The sequence below is a fragment of the Mesorhizobium sp. M1217 genome (genome assembly GCF_040318275.1).
Lineage (GTDB): Bacteria > Pseudomonadota > Alphaproteobacteria > Rhizobiales > Rhizobiaceae > Mesorhizobium.
On record NZ_JAMYMA010000035.1, the window covers coordinates 1 to 17030 of the forward strand.

Annotated in this window: 16 protein-coding genes; 3 read left to right on the forward strand and 13 right to left on the reverse strand. The window is 57.6% G+C overall.

Annotation, left to right across the window (positions count from 1 at the left end):
* The 4 genes from NKH37_RS32875 to NKH37_RS32890 all read right to left on the reverse strand — a co-directional run.
* The coding region (locus tag NKH37_RS32875; protein ID WP_353042416.1) for an aminopeptidase P family N-terminal domain-containing protein at positions 1-223 on the reverse strand (223 nt) is incomplete at its 3' end.
* 59 nt (positions 224-282) lie between these two features.
* Positions 283-1638 carry a Glu/Leu/Phe/Val family dehydrogenase gene (locus NKH37_RS32880; protein ID WP_353042451.1) on the reverse strand — a complete coding sequence of 452 codons (1356 nt, stop codon included), beginning with the start codon at positions 1636-1638 and terminating at the stop codon, positions 283-285.
* Between the two features lie 144 nt (positions 1639-1782).
* Complete coding sequence (locus tag NKH37_RS32885; protein ID WP_353042453.1) at positions 1783-2010, reverse strand: UPF0262 family protein; 228 nt, start codon at positions 2008-2010, stop codon at positions 1783-1785.
* A 745-nt stretch (positions 2011-2755) separates the two neighbouring features.
* Positions 2756-3091: a gamma-glutamyltransferase gene (locus NKH37_RS32890; RefSeq protein WP_502897240.1), complete on the reverse strand. Its 336-nt coding sequence runs from the start codon at positions 3089-3091 to the stop codon at positions 2756-2758.
* 1131 nt (positions 3092-4222) lie between these two features.
* On the opposite strand from NKH37_RS32890, the gene NKH37_RS32895 reads away from it, so the two are divergent.
* Positions 4223-5719 carry a M81 family metallopeptidase gene (locus NKH37_RS32895; protein WP_353042418.1) on the forward strand — a complete coding sequence of 499 codons (1497 nt, stop codon included), beginning with the start codon at positions 4223-4225 and terminating at the stop codon, positions 5717-5719.
* A 681-nt stretch (positions 5720-6400) separates the two neighbouring features.
* On the opposite strand, the gene NKH37_RS32905 is transcribed toward NKH37_RS32895, so the two are convergent.
* The 9 genes from NKH37_RS32905 to NKH37_RS32945 all read right to left on the reverse strand — a co-directional run bounded on the left by NKH37_RS32905 (position 6401) and on the right by NKH37_RS32945 (position 15833).
* The gene (locus NKH37_RS32905) at positions 6401-7438 is read right to left on the reverse strand and encodes an Ldh family oxidoreductase (RefSeq protein WP_352813816.1); all 1038 of its coding nucleotides are present in this window, start codon (positions 7436-7438) and stop codon (positions 6401-6403) included.
* Positions 7439-8002: 564 nt separating this feature from the next.
* On the reverse strand, positions 8003-8938 hold the full coding sequence (locus tag NKH37_RS32910; RefSeq protein WP_352813815.1) for a LysR substrate-binding domain-containing protein: 936 nt from the start codon (positions 8936-8938) through the stop codon (positions 8003-8005).
* A 408-nt stretch (positions 8939-9346) separates the two neighbouring features.
* On the reverse strand, positions 9347-10399 hold the full coding sequence (locus tag NKH37_RS32915) for a quaternary amine ABC transporter ATP-binding protein (RefSeq protein WP_352813813.1): 1053 nt from the start codon (positions 10397-10399) through the stop codon (positions 9347-9349).
* Positions 10392-11279, reverse strand: a complete 888-nt coding sequence (locus NKH37_RS32920; RefSeq protein ID WP_352813811.1) for an ABC transporter permease — start codon at positions 11277-11279, stop codon at positions 10392-10394. The genes NKH37_RS32915 and NKH37_RS32920 overlap by 8 nt, the downstream gene beginning before the upstream one ends.
* 197 nt (positions 11280-11476) lie before the next feature.
* Positions 11477-12475 carry a glycine betaine ABC transporter substrate-binding protein gene (locus NKH37_RS32925; protein ID WP_352813809.1) on the reverse strand — a complete coding sequence of 333 codons (999 nt, stop codon included), beginning with the start codon at positions 12473-12475 and terminating at the stop codon, positions 11477-11479.
* 1038 nt (positions 12476-13513) lie between these two features.
* Positions 13514-14542 (reverse strand): IS110 family RNA-guided transposase, encoded by a 1029-nt coding sequence (locus NKH37_RS32930; protein ID WP_353042422.1) that lies wholly within the window; start codon positions 14540-14542, stop codon positions 13514-13516.
* A 136-nt stretch (positions 14543-14678) separates the two neighbouring features.
* Entirely contained in the window at positions 14679-15254 is a 576-nt protein-coding gene (locus NKH37_RS32935) for an IS3 family transposase (protein ID WP_353042424.1), read from the reverse strand.
* Positions 15241-15483: an IS3 family transposase gene (locus NKH37_RS32940; protein WP_353042426.1), complete on the reverse strand. Its 243-nt coding sequence runs from the start codon at positions 15481-15483 to the stop codon at positions 15241-15243. Before NKH37_RS32940 ends, NKH37_RS32935 begins: the two co-directional genes overlap by 14 nt.
* On the reverse strand, positions 15483-15833 hold the full coding sequence (locus NKH37_RS32945; protein WP_353042427.1) for a transposase: 351 nt from the start codon (positions 15831-15833) through the stop codon (positions 15483-15485). The genes NKH37_RS32940 and NKH37_RS32945 overlap by 1 nt, the downstream gene beginning before the upstream one ends.
* Positions 15834-15989: 156 nt before the next feature.
* Here NKH37_RS32945 and NKH37_RS32950 point away from each other — a divergent pair, with 156 nt between their 5' ends.
* Together NKH37_RS32950 and NKH37_RS32955 are read left to right on the forward strand one after the other, a co-directional pair.
* Positions 15990-16523, forward strand: coding sequence for an ATP-binding protein (locus tag NKH37_RS32950; protein ID WP_353042429.1), 534 nt, complete (start codon positions 15990-15992; stop codon positions 16521-16523).
* Entirely contained in the window at positions 16520-16702 is a 183-nt protein-coding gene (locus NKH37_RS32955) for a hypothetical protein (RefSeq protein ID WP_353042431.1), read from the forward strand. Before NKH37_RS32950 ends, NKH37_RS32955 begins: the two co-directional genes overlap by 4 nt.
* Positions 16703-17030 lie beyond the last annotated feature (328 nt).

Here is a 17030-nt window from a genome sequence, read left to right on the forward strand (position 1 = left end):
AGGTCGGGCGCTGCCCTGGCACCATTATCAATGGGAACGGAGCGAAGTACCCGCCGTTCCCATTGTATCCAGTGAGATACCGGAGATGGCCGTGAGCGGTCACGACGAGCGCGTCAAGACGAGCCCTCTCGATAGCCGCAAGCACCCTCTCCTGGCGATGCTCGTATTCTGATCTAGGAAATGGGAAACCGGTTTCGGGAATCGCCAAGATATTTGCAGTCATGATTCACCTTCATTGGTTGTGCGTGGCGTCTAAGAAGCAATAAAGTTCCAGGACTATCCTCAAATACCTATAGCCTCATAAGCCGCAGCGATCCTGCGAATGGCCGCGATGTAAGCCGCGGTCCTGTAGTCACCAAGGTCCGGCTGCTCTTCGAGAAGGTCTGCGATATTAGCCCAAGCGCTGCGCATGACGTCCTCGAGGCCGGAACGAACAAGGTCGATCTCGGCGCCGCCCTCCAGAAATTCGTCGCGCATGTCTGCGGGAAATGTCTTGCCGGTCATTCGCTCGAGCGCTGTGGCAATGGTGTGATTTCTCCGCTCCCGCCGCCGCCTCTCCATTAAGCCGAAAGGAATGTGAGTCAGATTCTTCACCCATTCGAAATAACTCACCACGACTCCGCCCGCATTGACGTAAAGATCGGGCAGGATCGACGCTCCTCGGGAGCGCAGTATTCGGTCGGCCTGGAAGGTGACAGGGCCATTGGCAGCCTCGACAATAAGCCGGGCTTTGATCCGGTCAGCGTTTTCGATGTGAATGGCATTCTCCATCGCAGCGGGAATAAGGATGTCGCATTCCTCTTCAATGCCGGTCATGTCCCCCGCGAAGGAGCTGGCGCCCTCAAAACCGAGGATACTGCCGGTTCGCAGCTGATGCTGCTTCAGAGCTTCGACGGGAATGCCTTCCGGATTGGAAACAAATCCGTCGCGCTCGGCGACTAGTACAATACGGGCCCCATCATCTTCCGAGGTGAATTTTGCCGAGTGGTACCCGACATTGCCAAAACCCTGAACAACGACACTGGCCCCTTTCAGATCTCGCCGTCCGGAAATTCCAGGGGTCCGCAGATCGCGGAGATAGCATTGGATGGCGAACTGCACGCCCCGACCTGTCGCCTCCGTTCGACCCGCTATCCCGCCTTTGGACAGCGGCTTTCCCGTCACGCAAGCGCGGGCGTTGATGACATCGGTGGGGTTGGCCCGGCGAAATTCGTCCATCATCCAAGCCATCTCGCGCTCGCTGGTGCCTACGTCAGGCGCAGGCACGTTGAGACCGGGTCCGATCAGGCCACGTTTGTTCAACTCCTGAGTGAACCGCCGGGTGATGCGTTCCAACTCTTGCGGGGTCCATTCGCGTGGATCGATCTTGAGAGCGCCTTTTGAACCTCCGAACGGCACATCAACCAGTGCGCATTTCAGCGTCATAAGCGCCGCGAGTGCCTCCACCTCTTCAGCATCGGCATTCGGCGAGTAGCGGATCCCTCCTTTGACGGGCTCACAGTGTTCGCTGTGGACCGAGCGCCATCCAACAAAGCTGTACATTCGGCCGCGCAATCTCACCCCGAAGCGGACCGTGTAGGTTGAGTTGCACTGTATGATACGCTCGGCAAGTCCCTCAGGAAGGTCGAGGAACGACATGGCAGCTCGAAAGTTGAGATCGATACTCGCCAAAAAGCCCGAAGTTGGATTTGGGGCCAAGGCGTCCATAGCTGCTCCGTGAAAATAATTAAAGATCGTTGCTTGCACTCGCTAAGCGGGGGTTCTTCCTCCCGTCGACGCTTTTTATTTTAATGCCAGCCTCTGAGAGAGTGTATTTCGCATGCATAAAACGTAGACTAGCGTAAACAGCTGTCGGGCGGTGTCGCAATTTATGAGCGACTTGTCGGCGAGTCGCCTCTTCAGGTGTCCGGCTCCCTCGTCGCGAAGGGCACAACGTGCAACATCAATCTTTGCAAGCTCAGCAAGGCTCGCGCGGCATGGCATCGTAATAGTTCTCGCTGGTGAGAACATAGTGCATGAGGAACTTGAATGGCCGGCCGGGATAAGAAGAAGGCTCTGGATCAGGTGCGCGACGGCAAGATAACGCTCCCGCTCGATGTGTTCGTTGCGGCTGAACGGCCCCCCAAGCGACACCTCACATAACGGGGAACTCGCCCTTTCCCCGCTCACCCTCTGTGTCAGCCCTTGCGCGAACCGCTCCTCAAACGGCCCACCTTTCGGTCCGACCACCACTTGACCGCTTCGGGCGATGCTATCGTCTGCTTTCAATGCCTGTTCCCCCTTTCGGGTGTCACGATAGAAACCCAGGAAACGCACCCCGGCTCGTGTGGTGCACACTGGATTTAGCCCAACAGTTTGGATCCGGTAAGGGGGAAAAAACGATGGGTCGTATAAGATAGATTTATGTCCCTAGGTTCTCTGCTGGCTGCTCACGACTGCACCGGAGGAGCGATAGAAGACGGGATTGAGGTGTTCCTTTGTAGCCGAACTGCACCGCCAGGCATGCGGTCGGGCAAAACGACATTTTGTGGTAGGGCCCGGCCCAACTGGTATTGGCATGAGAGTCATTGCAACTAAGTGTGGGAACGTTTTGTTCTTCCGTATCAACACGGCGCCCGCTTCCCGAAAACGCGCGACGCGAGCGTCAAGCTCCGGCAAGAGATCGACCCCGCCCATTGTGCTACGCCATTGAGAGATTAACACCACGCCCGGTCAGCGACCGCAGCTTGGGCGGACATATTTCGGTCTACGATGTTTACGATGGCGCGCAGCACTGCACCCGTAATTTTCTCGGACCCAGCGGCGGCGTTAGTTGAGGAAACTCTTGGAAAGGGTCGCACGATACAACCCAAAATACGACGCCCAGGGCGGCGCGCTCGCCCATGGGTAATTCCAATATAGTTGGCGCCTGATAAGTGATATCGCGGGCTGCACGACGTCGGCCGGCGGCCATCTGGTAGCTTTGTGCCATGAGGTAACCCCCGGGGGCGGCAACCGCGGAGCCAAACCACTCTCCAACAGAAGTCGTGATCGACGCGACCACGCCGTTGCCGTCGACCGCCGAAATGTGGGTAGTGTCGCCTTTACCCACGTGCGCCCGCGCCTTAGGAGAGCAACCCGCAAGGTCACCGCCTCCATATAGGAGCGCTCGGACCGTATCAGCCTGAGCGGAGAGATATTCTTCCAAGAGCCGAGACTGAGCATCGGATCAGAGTCCCAGTTTCCTCCTCCCGAAATGCCAGGCGTTGCGCCCAAAGCATCACCGCCTAGCTGTCCGGATCGGTCAGCAGTGAAAAATCAAAGGGTTCGAAGAGAGCGAGTGTCTGGGCCTGGTGGTAGCCGTACCACTGACGTCCGATCGTCCAGCCCCGGTAGCAGAACTGCACCGATTCCGCATCAAGGGCTTCGTACTCGGCGAATCGTAATTGTGAGACAACTGCTTGCCGCTCCAGTGAAGTCAGGAAAGACTTCCAGTTCGGTACCGACCATGATGCTGGCCGAGCCAGTTTCTCCGTAGGCAGCGAGCGACTCCGCGAGTTCCGGCTGACGGAAAGTCTCGCCGAATGCCAATGCGATCTATCAGCTTCAGGAATAAAGCCTTTGTAGCATAGTGTGTTGCAAGCTTGGGCGCGAGATTAGCACGAACGATAAACCGGTCGCTCACGAGGCGTATAGCCGGCTTAACCACCCTCAATGAGGCTTAGATGGCCATGCTCTGCTACCGCCTTCTCAAAGGCCCGCGGAATGCCTGAACTGGAATGGTTTGACCCCGATTTGGGAGGGCTCGGGTAGCCAGGCTTTTGGCAGCGCGCTACGTCCGTCGATTACGTTCACTTGGCCATCTGGACTCAGGATGACCATATGGCAGCGTCCGCCAAGACTGGGTTGGGTGGGTCAGTGACAGTCATCGCGATAGCGGCCGCTACGGCCGCATCCACCGCCCGTCCGCAGCATCTCCACTCTTGCGGCCGCAGCGGGTTCGGAACCTGCTGCGGCGAAATCCCACATTCGCGGTGTGCCGGACGTGATTAGAGCGCGCACCGATGCCATGTTCGGACTGGCGGAGTTGTCCCCGTTTCAACAGATCAATTGCTCCAAAATACGGTTGAAACATATGTTGCACAGGGATAGTTATGAGTCAAATGTACTGAACCGGGGGGGGGATAAACCGGTTCCAACTTTTAGATCGCAGACTCCTCAATTTTAGGAAAGGCGCCAAGAAATGAGTTCGTCGAGCACCAGACCCCGGATCGCAGTTGCGGGTTTCTTGGACGAGTCGGTAACGTTCATCAATAACCAAACTCCGCTTGAGCGTTTCAAGCTGGTAGAAAGCTCTGGGGCAGCTCTCGTCGAAAACTATCGGGGAACCAACACCGGAATAGGTGGGATTCTTGATGTCTGCGAGCGCGAGCGGGCTGAGATAATTCCTCTATTCTTCTCTAACGGTGGAGCGGCGGGGCTGACCAGCGACGAGGCGTACGAGCATTATGTCGAGAGACTGATCGAGGGTTTGAGATCGGCTGGCAAACTCAATGGTGTGCTACTGGATCTTCATGGAGCTATGGCGACTCCGAAACGGCTTGATGCCGATCGGGAGACGCTGGAGCGTGTTCGAGCGGTTGTCGGGCCAGACGTTCTGGTTATGGTTGCGCTCGACTATCACGCCAACATTGATGAGGAATCGATCCGGCCGGCCAATGCCGTCTTTGGTTATCACTTCTCTCCACACACTGATATGGGATCTACCGGCGAACGCGCGGCGGAGTGTCTATTTCGCGCCCTCCGCGGAGAGATCGAGCCCGTCTGCGTTCTTGTTAAACCCGGTGTCATGGTGCCAAGCATCTTCAGTGCGACCAGTATGGAGCCGCTGAAATCAATCGTCATCGAGTCGATTGAGGCCAGCGCCCAAAGAGACCGCTATCTCGACGTCTCAATCTTCGCCGGTTTTTCCTACGCCGATGTTCCAAACTGCGGCTTCTCAGTGGTCGTCGTCGCGGATCGAGACCGTTCGGCGGCGCACGATATCGCCAACACTTTTTCGTCTCAGATTTGGGCGCAGCGCAAAGCCCTGAGTCACCTGGAGCTCGTCCACTCCATCGAGAATGGGGTTGATGTTGCGAAAAAGCTTGTGTCAAAAGGCCGGCGTCCCATTGTTCTACTTGAACATGCCGACCGGATGCATGACTCGACGTATGTCCTTCGTGAGATCCTGCGCCGGAAGGTGCCCCGGACAGCTGTTCCCTATTTGTGGGATCCCGAAGCAGCGGCCGAGGCCGCATCTGCCGGCATTGGCGCGAGAGTCAACCTCAAGGTCGGTGGAAAAAGCAGTGAGCGCGCGGGAAGACCGGTGCTGCTCAAAGGTACGGTTACTCATGCAGGACCCGTAACCTACCGCGCCACTGGCCCCTACAAGACGGGAAGCATAGTAGATCTTGGCCTTACCGCGGTCATCGTCGACGGTTCAACGATGGTCTCCCTCACCTCGATGCCAATGACTGCCGTCGATGACGATTGCCTAACCCAGTTCGGGAGAAGCTTGGAGGACTTCGACTATGTGGTCCTTCGTTCGAAGACACATTTTCGTGCGTTTTTCGAACCGGCCGCGGCAGCCATTTTAATTGTCGACACGCCAGACTGGGGGCCTGCAGATTTGAACACTTTGCCGTATAAACATGTTCCGAGGAGCCGTGTCTATCCTTTCGCGGAATTCAAAGCATGAACCCTTCGGCAACTGCACCGCTAATCCGAGCGTAGCATAAGAGATTTTGTCCGTCGCCGTGGTCCTTCCGACATTGGAGCGCCGTACCGGCCCACACTGGCATTTTCAACATATGCCGCTGCGGCGGTCTCTTAGCGAGAACCTGGCGACTCTGATGGCACGGCTGATGAATTTGAGCGGAAGTAAGCGAGTGGCCTTCTGGCACATCGAGGAGGGATGCGAAGTAGGACGATGAACTCCGGAAAGAGGTGCAGCGCGTCTTCGAGGAGAACATCCAGGTCTAACGGAGTGCGCAAGGTCTGGCAGCACCTTGCTGGGAAGTTTCGACGTCGCCCGCTGCGCCGTCTTACCCCTGATGCGCCAAACGGGCTTTGAAGATCGATCCTCAGTTGAGACACGTATCATTGTTGTCTAGGCCACCTCCATGGGCGCCGATCATATTGTTCCAGGGCATCGAGAATGAAGCAGAATGGGCGTCCCTGCTCCCCCCAGCCGACGATGCGACGGGCACAGACGTCGATGACGAAGGCGACACCCACCCAGGGCGCAATATTAGGCGATCGCTCACTCGGCCCTCGACTGTTCCAAAGGAAGACCATAGGCGATGAAACCCCTTTGAAAGTGCCGCTTCATAGATTTTCGCCCCTGACGGGAAGCCGACCGCAGTGGCCCGTATGAGATTTACGCATTGCTGGGGGCCGGCGAGATACATTCAGGGAAGCCAATTTTGAATTCACGAGCGATATCGAAGAGCTTGCCGCGTGTTGAGAGCTGGATATCAATGCCCGCTTGCATGCGTTCGGCGGCATTCGCAGCCCCGCCTTCGCCTGGCATGCGTATGCCCGCCGCGCCAACCTCGAGAGGAGCATCCTTGATGTATCCGACAAAGCTCTCGACATCCGACGTAAACTCGGAAAGTGACCTGACATGTTTCACGTCAATCGCGATGATAAGCATCGCTTGATCGTCATTCAGCGGATTAGGCCCTACCGTGCCTCCGCCTGTCAACGCACCGGCAAGTGCTTCCACCATCACCGCCAATCCGAATCCTTTAGCGCCACCAAACGGACGCATGAACCCCTCATTTGTCACCCAATCAGTGGGAATCGACTCACCTCTCTCACGGCATTCCAGCAAGCGCCCGAAAGCGACCGCACTCGTCGCCATATCCAGGACGAGATGGGGTCGCGATGCGCGAGGCACCCCAATGGCAAACGGATTCGTGGATAATCGCGGCGCCCGAGCGCCAGGGGGTGACACCTCCTGGCAGCCACCGGAATCGTTGACAAACATCAGGGTGATGACGCCTTGGCCAGCTGCATACTCGCAAAAATCTGCGTAACGACCCGCCGGTTCACTCCGACGAATTGCAATCAGGCTGATGCCGTGCGATTGGGCGCGCTCGACCGCCAGAGCCGTCGCCATGCGCATTACGACATGACCAAAGCATCCTTGCCCGTCGATAACTAGCACACTTCCGGAATCCTTCTCTATCTGCGGTCGCAGATGTGTAGTGGCCTTCCCTTGCTGCCATCGTAACACATAGTCCGGCAACTGTCTTAAACCGCACGATGGATGCCCTGAGAGTTCGGACGCAATGATGATACCTGCCATGTAGCGCGCATCAACATCGTCAACGCCAATTGCTTGCAACACCTTTGTGACGAAGGCATCGAGCGCGTCGGCGGAATAAAGCGTGCAAGAAGAGTTCGAATTCATGGAAGTCCTCTGTCAAGAAGTAGAGATAGTCTATCACATTTGCACGGCCAGCGAATGTAGAACTGTCATACTACGGATCCATGCGCGGCACTTGGGACGCACCAACAAAACACGCCAGCGGTCGATCGCGTTCCCAGGTTCAGAGCAGCCTGTCAAAGGCCGTTGGCCCGCCACGCCAACCTCGAGCGCGCATTGCGGTAGAAGGCTCTCAAACTCGATGCTGTGTGGCGCTTCCACAGCCGCCACCGTGTGACCGTCATGGATATCCGGCGCAACTAGCCTCAATTGCGGTCCCGTCTATTGCCCCCGTGCAGCCACAGCATTGACAACCCAATAGCCTTTTGGAATGCGTCCTCAAATATGAAAAATACCACCATTGATATAAGCAGTATCTATTGATCCATCCGTCGATCAAATGAAGCTCACAGAAAAGACGCAATCGGCAGAGACGCTGGACGATGAATGCCTCAAGCCTCTCACAGGGGCCGGACGCGTCAGCGCGACATGCGAACTCCAAGCGCCTTGGTAGGGCGTGGCGAGAACATCATCTGGGCTGCTTTCTAGCTAGTGGCTCTTTTCCCAGCGCGTCTGGATCGTCGCCCCTTCCTCGACCATCCAGTCCCGAAATTCGGCCGCCATACGTGTATGGCGTATGCCCTTGGGCGCCACGAGAAAGAAGGCACGGTCGGTTCTGACATAGCAATCTACCGGCTTGATGAGAGAGCCAATTTCTAAAAGATGATCCGCCATGCCGAGCCAGCCTAGTCCGACACCCTGCCCTCCGATGGCCGAGGCGAGCAGCGCCTGCTGGTCGGAAAAGCTGATGCGTTCGTGGGTCGCGGACAGCGGAGAACCGACCCTTTCGAAAAAAACCCACCAGTCGTCGCGGGCACGGAACCGTTCCCTGAGAAAGAGGAGGTCGCTCGATTTGATGTGCTCGAGCCCCACGTCACCTTTGACTGCCGCGAAATAATTAGGAGCGCAGACCGGGAAATAGACTTCGTCAAAAAGACGCCATGAATCGACATCATCCCAGTTGCCGTGACCGAGACGGGTAGCGAAATCCCCGTTCTCCCCTGCCGGATTGATGTCGCGGCTCATAATCTTAATGCTCAGGTCTATTGTAGGAAGGGCCTGTCGCAGCTTTGGATAGCGCGGTAGCACAAAGTTGGCGGCAGCCGATGATGACAAGCAAAAGGTTACAAGATTGTCGCTCGCCCGATGCGCAATCTCGGCAAGGCCGGCTTGTATGTTGGCAAAACCGCGCTCGGTCGCCTTGTAGAGTGTCTCGCCGTTTTCGGTCAGCGCAATGCTGCGCCCCTGCCGCCTGAAGAGGCGCGTGCCAAGATGTCGTTCCAAGTTCTTGATTTGGTAAGAGACCGATGGCTGGGTGACATTGAGTTCGAGCGCCGCCGCGCGGAAACCGCCATGGCGCGCGACCGCCTCGAAAACGAAAAGCGCCACGGGCGAAGAAATCTGTCTGCGCAAGCTGTCCGACATACCCGCATTTGCAACCTGATTTGGAAGGCAAAGCCCCCGCCTACACCCAAATAGAATGATCTTATCCCAAGAGGAAGATATTTCTCGCCGTAGCCCGCCTAGAGCGACGGCGCATGCCATGTTAGAGCAACTGCCCGCCAGCCTGGGCAAAAGTGGAGAAAGCCGAGTTCGTCGAGTACGACGAAGTCGAGCCGGGTCAGGTGCTCGGCGATGCGCTCTGCCGGCCGGCAGGGGTTCTGTCTCGAGCCTGTTGACCAGATGCACGAGATGAAGAGGCGTCCGCGTGCTTGGACCAGCGCCCGGGAGAATAGGGATGACCAGATGGGACTTGCCTTTGCCTGTGCCGTCGAGCAGAAAGACGAACCTACGATCGAATGGCTACGGGCATCTGCCGGTCAAATCCCTGCCTCACAACATCGTCTTCGTTTGTATGGCTGAGGACAGCGCTGCTGTAATCCGGCGGAGGGAAACGACACCGAGACGCCGGCCATTGTTGTCGGTTACGAAGGCGTCGTCGTGGGTTGAGGTGGTTAGTTCCTTTGCGGCGGCCTCGAGCATCGTACCGGATTCGATTACGGGCAACGACCTGTTTTCGGACTGAAGAATTTGATCCATGACGGAATCGACTTTTATAAAGCGTCCGCGATTGACGTCCTTGACGAACCTCTGGATGTATTCGTCCGCGGGGCGTAGAAGAATGTCCTGGCTGTCGCCTTGCTGCACCACGGCTCCATCGCGGAGAATGACGATACGGTCGCCAAGCTTCAGCGCCTCGTCGAGGTCATGGGTGATAAAGACGATTGTCTTCTTAAGCTCCGCCTGCAGTTCGAGCAGCATGGCCTGCATGTCAGTCCGGATCAGCGGGTCGAGAGCCGAGTAGGCTTCGTCCATGAGAAGGATCGAGGCATCGTTGCTAAGCGCCCGCGCCAGACCCACACGCTGCTGCATGCCCCCGGAAAGCTCGTGGGGATAACGCTGCTCAAATCCGGAGAGGCCGACACGTTCGATCCATCCCATACCGACATCGTGGCTTTTGACTTTGCCTACCCCGCGTACCTCCAACCCGAATGTCACGTTCTCAATGACCGTCCGGTGCGGCAGGAGGGCAAATCTCTGGAACACCATCGCCGTCTTGTTGCGCCGGAACTTGCGCAAATCAAGTTGGGACATCTCGAGGATGTTGCGGCCGTTGATGGTGATCCTGCCGGAGGTTGGCTCGATCAAGCGGTTGATGTGCCGGATCAGTGTCGACTTGCCGGAACCGGACAGCCCCATGATGACCTGGATCTTGCCCGCCGGCATCGAGATATTGATGTTATTCAGCCCCAGAATGTGGCCGTGCGTCTTGCCCAGATCAGACTTCGACAACCCATTGCGCACGGCTTCGACATAGCGATTTGCGGAGGGCCCGAAGATCTTGTAGAGATCGCGGATCTCGATCGATGCGGCGCTGTTACTCATGGGCCGCGCCCCGATGCTTCTGCAGCCGCTCCCCGAAGGCCTGGGTGATACGGTCGAAAATCATCGCGACGCCGACAATGGCAAAACCGCTCAGTATGCCTTGCGTGAAATACTGGTTAGCGATTGCTTGTAGAACGTTAAGGCCTAGCCCCTGCACGCCAATCATCGAGGCGAGGACGACCATCCCAAGCGCCATCATGATCGTCTGATTGACGCCAGCCATGATTGTCGGCAGGGCGAGCGGAAGTTGTACCTTCAATAGCTTTTGCCACTTGGAACAACCATAGGCGTCGGCGGCTTCCAGCACCTCCTTATCGACCAAGCGTATGCCAAGGTCGGTTAGGCGGATGATCGGGGGGACGGCATAAATCACCACGGCGATGAAACCCGGCACGCGCCCAATCCCCAGCAGCATGACGACTGGAATGAGATAGACGAAAGGCGGCATCGTCTGCATGATATCTAGGATCGCCTGCATGACCCTCCCAACGTGATTGAAGCGGTTCATCAGAATGCCAAGCGGCATTCCAATGGCGATGGCAAACATCGTCGATGTCAAAACAAGCGAGATCGTCTTCATCGTGTCCAGCCATAAGCCGACGAAGCCGATTGCAAGCAGCGTTGCAACGACCGCAAGGACCACTTTCCAGCTGCGCGCCGCAAACCACGCAACGGTCGCCAGCACGAGGATAACGAGGGGCCAGGGCGCATTGGAGATGACATTTTCGAAAAGGGTGAGAATGCGCTGTAGCGGGTTAAAGAAATTCTCAATGGACTCGCCGTAGGCCCGCGTGAGAGTCCGGAGAGAACCGTCGACGAAGCGCCTGACCGCCAGAAGGTAGTCGGAATCTATTTGAGGAAATTGAAACAGCCAATCCATTGAGTGATACCTGAGGTGGATTCATCGTAAAGCCTGCAGCACCATCACTTCGAAACGGACCGGTGGGAACAGCACTATGGACGTAACGAACAAATCGGGCCAGAAGCGCGTCGGGCGCTGTCTCTGTCGGACCGCTTTAAACAAAAACCATGGAGACCTCGGAAAGGAGCGAGGCCTCCATGATCTGGTTATCGGAGTTACTGCGCCGCGACCTTGACCTTCTCGGCAACATCAGCCGGCACCCACCCCGTCCATACTTCGGGCATGTTCTGGATGAACCATTTGGCGCCGTCGGCACCGTTTGCCTGGTTATCTGTCATCCAGAGCATGATTTTACTGACCTCCACCTGGGTCCAACTGCGCTTGGCGAAATAGTCCCTTACCGGGCCCAAACCGTCGCGCTTTATGAATTTTTCAGAAGCCAAAGTGATCTCTTCAGAGGGTTTCCAGTAGTTGAGTTTCGGATCCGGGCAATCCTGCTTTGAAGTGCACCGTGCCCACTCTGCCTCGTCGTGCGCAACTCCTTGGAGGCGCACCATGGGATACTTCACAAGGAGCGATGTCGGCGCCCAATAGGTCGCGATAAAGCCCTGCTTGCGCTCATAGTTCTTAGCAATCGCGCCATCGAGCGCCGCTCCCGATCCGGTTGTAACCAGCACGAACCCCTTCCTATCAGCTTCAAGAGCCTTGAAAAGCTGTGCCGATACGACCGTGTCACCCCAACCTTCCGGGCCCAGGAGCACGCCGCCCTTCGAGGGGTCCTCCGGGGACGGGAACAGTTCCGGATGCTTCATCGCATCGTCAACGGTCTTGATGTCGGGATGAGCGTCGACGATATATCTGGGTATGTACCATCCCGAAACAGACCCGTCGCTGATGCCAACTCCGATCTGTTTCACCCTGCCTTCAGCGACACCTTTGAGGTAGAAGTCACCCAAAAGGGTCGGCGTCACGGAAGAAACGACGTCCGGCTGACTTTTTTCGATCATGGAAGTGACGGTCGGAACGGTGTCGCCTGCAACCATCGTAGCGTTACAGCCGTAACCATGATTGAGTATGAATTGATCGACATAGGCATGCACCTCAGCCGATTGCCAGCTAAAGACAGCCAATGTGATGTCACCGCAGGACGCCTCCGCGGCGCGGCCGCTTATCAGAGCCCCGATGGCAACCGCAGCAAACAGGAACTTTTTCATATCACTCCTTCCCGAGATACGGACGCCTGATAGTTCAAGGCGCCAATCCAGAGCGGTCAGAAAAGGGTGGCCCTGGGATTAATGTCAAGCGTAAAATGGGGTCGCCATTTATCAATCGGGAGGAGTAGCGCCATCTCGGATTGCCCGCTCGGGCTTGGACGTTCCCTGCTAAACCCATTGATTTATAAAGGAACAATTCCCAATAGACTGCGGATTGAGCCGTTCCAACCGGAAGCTCGGCAACAGCGTGTCAAAGGCATTCGATAGAGTGTGTTTATCATGAGCCCAAATTTTTCGCCTGTACCGGGCAACTAGACAAAGAGCTTAGGGACACGTGTCACGGGCATCAGCCGCGCCAACCGGAGAACTGCGTGACAGTCTGGCCGCTCGGTTCGCAGCCAGACCCCAAGTTCGGTGACGAGAAGACGGCTTTCCTGCTGGCGTCGTCCCAGGTGTGAACGGTCGTCAGGAATTGCGCATATTCGGTGCCAGCAGGGAGATACAGGGTTCCGCGGGATCGCATAGGGGACCTCGCCCCCGCAGCGCGGACCGCGCGTAGCGAAGCTGCGGGGGCGGGGTCCGGGAAAATTTTTCGCCGATGCTTTTTCGGTGAAGCGCGTGGGCGCTGGCGGAGCCGCAGCGCGTGCTTAATCTTTTCCCAGATCGTTAAAGCAGGCGCGGCGCCGACCCAACCTTGCAAGTTTACCCGGCGCCGCACCCTACACCGTGCGGAACACGAATGCCGGGCTATTATGGCGCAGATGACACCTCGCGTCCACGTCATGGACACCGCTGTCAAACGGCCCTTTAATTGCGGGTAGTTGTCAATCCGGATCTCGCACTGCCATCGCCGGGGTCATGGTCCTTTCCGAGGTCGAGTGCCTCATGATGATGTTCGGGTCGGACGCCTCAACGTTTCCAACGAGATGCAGATGAACTGCTGTCAGCCGTTTGACCGAGGTCGCCGCAACCACCGTCCCGGCGGGGACATCACGGGTTCCGGAAACGGGCCCGCGAATTGGGTCGAGTTCGGATCTGCTATGCCATCTTTTCGCAGCCCCACTCGAAGCTTGTGCCGTCAACCCAAATGCAATGAAGCAGAACCGCGATCTTCCTTGCGACCGCCACCTTTGCCTTCTTCAAGCCGATCCGCCTCGACAGACGCATACCCCAGGCTTTCAGCGTGGACCATTTCTTCGTCCGGTGCAGGAGCACACTGGCCGCCTCGTACAGGTAGGTTCGCAACAGTCGATCGCCCCAATGAGATACGCGGCCATTGATATCCGTTTCGCCGGACTGCTTTCGTCGCGGAGTCAGGCCGAGATAGGCTCCCACGTTGGCGGCCGAGCGAAAGCGCGAAGGGTCGTCGATCGTGTGGCGGAAGGTGAGCGCGGTCACCACGCCGATGCCGGGGACTGTCATTAGCCGGCGTGTGGTTTCGTCTTCACGAGCGAGATGCCGGACCTGCCGATCAAGCTTCTCCTGTTCACAGCAGGCCTGCTCATGGACAGACAGAAGCGCCTGAACCAAAGGGCGAAGCGGATGGCCGTCAGCAACCAGTTCCCAAACCTTTCGCCGGAACTGTGACCCAATCGATCGACTGAACTGCAGCCCATATTCCTTCAGCATGGACCGTGTCTGATTTTCGAGATCGCGACGGATCTCGACAAGTCTCGACCGGGCGACGAGCATGGACCGGGTGGCCTGACTCTCTGCGCTCTTGACCTTCACTTCCCGATACCAGCCGACGCGAACCAGTTCGGCCAGGCCGCGGGCATCATTCTCATCACTCTTGTTCATTCGCACTGAAAGCGCTGCCTTTGCATGCCGAGCATCAAGGCAGACGACCGGCAACCCGACCCTTTTCAGCTCGTGCCATAGCCAGCTGGACATGGCGCCCGTCTCAAATCCGATGCGCTCGGCTTGAGGCGCACGTTTGCGGAGTAACTCGGTCAGTGCTCCCGGATCGGACTTCGCCTTTCCCTGGAACACCGTCTTTCCAGTATCGTCGACCACACAGACGCTCGTCTCCCTCTGCGACACATCCAGCCCGACATATTGCTTCACTGCGGCCTCCTCGATCTCAATGGTTGGCGGCTTTTGCCGTCAGCCGAATCTTCGTTCAAAGGAGCGACGGCAGCAATTACGTCATCGTTTCCAAAACTGACCCTCGATTGGAGTGGGCCCCGCGGGCCGGACAGAGTCAGGCCGCTGATTTGACCGTTTGCCGGGTGTGTTGATCCTCGAATTGCATTGGACTGAGATAGCCGAGTGCTGAGTGAAGCCGTCGGCGGTCGTAGACCTCCTCAAGGAAATGCGGAAGGTGTTCGATGACATCGGCGAACGTCTCGAAGGCCATCGGATAGACGGCCTCGACTTTGAGCGTCTTCATGAAGCTTTCCGCCTTTGCGTTGTCGTAGGGATTGCCGCGCCGGCCCATGGAACCGACCAGGCCGTGGGCGGCAAGGTGATCGCGATAGGCTGTCGCTGCATATTGTGACCCGCGATCAGAATGATGCACGCAGCCGGGTGGCGGTTTGCGTCCTTCGACAGCAGCGGTCAAAGCCGCCAGCGTCAGCCGTGCGTCGATCGAGCGGCTGATGGCGTATCCGACAACCCGCCGCGACCAGGCATCCAGGACAACGGCAACATAGGCAAAGCCGCCAACGACGGTGACGTATGTGATGTCCGCTACCCAGAGCTGATCGGGTCCATCGGAGATCATGTCCCGGGCGAGGTTCGGGAAGATCGGCTGATTGTGATCGCTATCCGTGGTCACCGTGAATCGACGGCGCATTCTCGGCTGAAGGCTGAAGGTCATGCTCGCGCATCAGGCGGCGGATCTTCTTGTGATTGACGATCATACCTTTGTGCCGAAGGGCGGCTCGGACACGGCGCCATCCGTAGTGCTCGAACTCGTTACAGATCGCTGTGATCGCTTCGACGATCGCGGTGTCGTCTGCCGCGCTGCGCGGCTGGTCATAGAAGGTCGTGCGCGAGAGGCCCATCAGCCGGCATCCTTCGGCGACGGAGAGACCGTGGGACCGGTGGTCGCGGATGTAGGCCCGTTTCTCTGCCGCGGTAGCGCATGCAGAGCCCCCTTTAGAAACTCCAGCTCCAGAGCCTGCTTGCCGACTAGCCGTTCGAGCGCGGCAATGCGCGCCTCATAAGCCTGGAGAAGATCGGCCGCTGCGGCATCCTCATCGAGAGCGCCCGCCTGAAACTTCTCGACCCATATCCGGATCAGATTGCGTGAGATGTCGTGGCGCTTCGAGAGGGCATGCAGGGTCTCGCCACCGAAATACTCCTGCGAAACCTGCCGTTTGAAGTCGATGCTGTGGGTTCGGTGCTTTGCCATGGGCCTTCATCCTCTGAAAGCCCGGCTGCACGGTCAATTACCGAAAACCATCCTGTCCGGCCCGAGGGGCCCACTCCATTATGGGGTCAATTTTGCACGCCGATTCACAGGCCGGTTCAAGCCGTTCTGCGACTTCGACTGGTCCTTTCCGACCCGATGCGACCGACGGCCATCGAGGCTCTGATGGGGCTCGATTTTATCCGCGACGCCGGCAACGCCGTCCTTATCGGACCCAACGGCGTCGGCAAGTCAACATTCGCCCGGAACATCGCCCACCATGCTGTCCTGAATGGCCACACCGCCCTGTTTACAAGCGCCGGACAGCTTCTAGGTGATCTGGCCGCCATCGACAGTGCCTCCGCCCTGCGCCGGCGTCTGGCACATTACGCCGCCCCCACGCTTCTCGTAATCGACGAGGTCGGATACCTGTCCTATACCAACCGCCACGCCGACCTGCTGTTCGAGCTCATCAGCCGACGCTATAAGACCAAAAGCACTCTCGTCACCACAAATCGAAACTTCGCGGACTGGCACGAGGTCTTTCCCAACGCAGCCTGCGTCGTGTCCATGGTCGATCGTCTCGTCCACAATGCCGAGGTCATCGCTATCGAAGGCCAATCCTACCGTCTCAAAGAGGCGACCGAACGCTCCGAACAGCGCGCCGTCCAAAGAAGGCCGGCAAAGCCATGACAGCACCTGCAAAACCAGGCTTGCCGCTCTTCTTCCCGCTAGACATCCCAACAACATGGACACCCGACCAGGCGCTCGCCGTCTTCGATCTCCTCACCGAGCTGCGCGACAAGATCTGGTCATGCTACGCCATCGACATCCAGCAGGAGATCCAGAGCCAACAGGCCCCAACTGACTAAACCCAATCAGCAGCCCCTACCTCTCTCACAGGAAAACGCCAAACTGCACATGGCACCGTTTATGCGCACTTCCTGACGACCGCTAACACCAGGCGTTCGTCGGCGGCATGGCCTTCTCCGAATTCGGCATCGAAAGCCTTCAAAACCTCATCGCCATCCATCCCGACGGAAACAAATAGGTCGTCCGCGTCCCTCACCGGATGAATACCGCCTCACCAGCGGCGGCGCCTGAATCGCGCTCACGGCCATCGAGGTCAGAAAAGCGATCCGCCACCCGGAAACATCGTCATGTGGCGAGGACTGACGCGCCTGACTGACATAGGGCTGG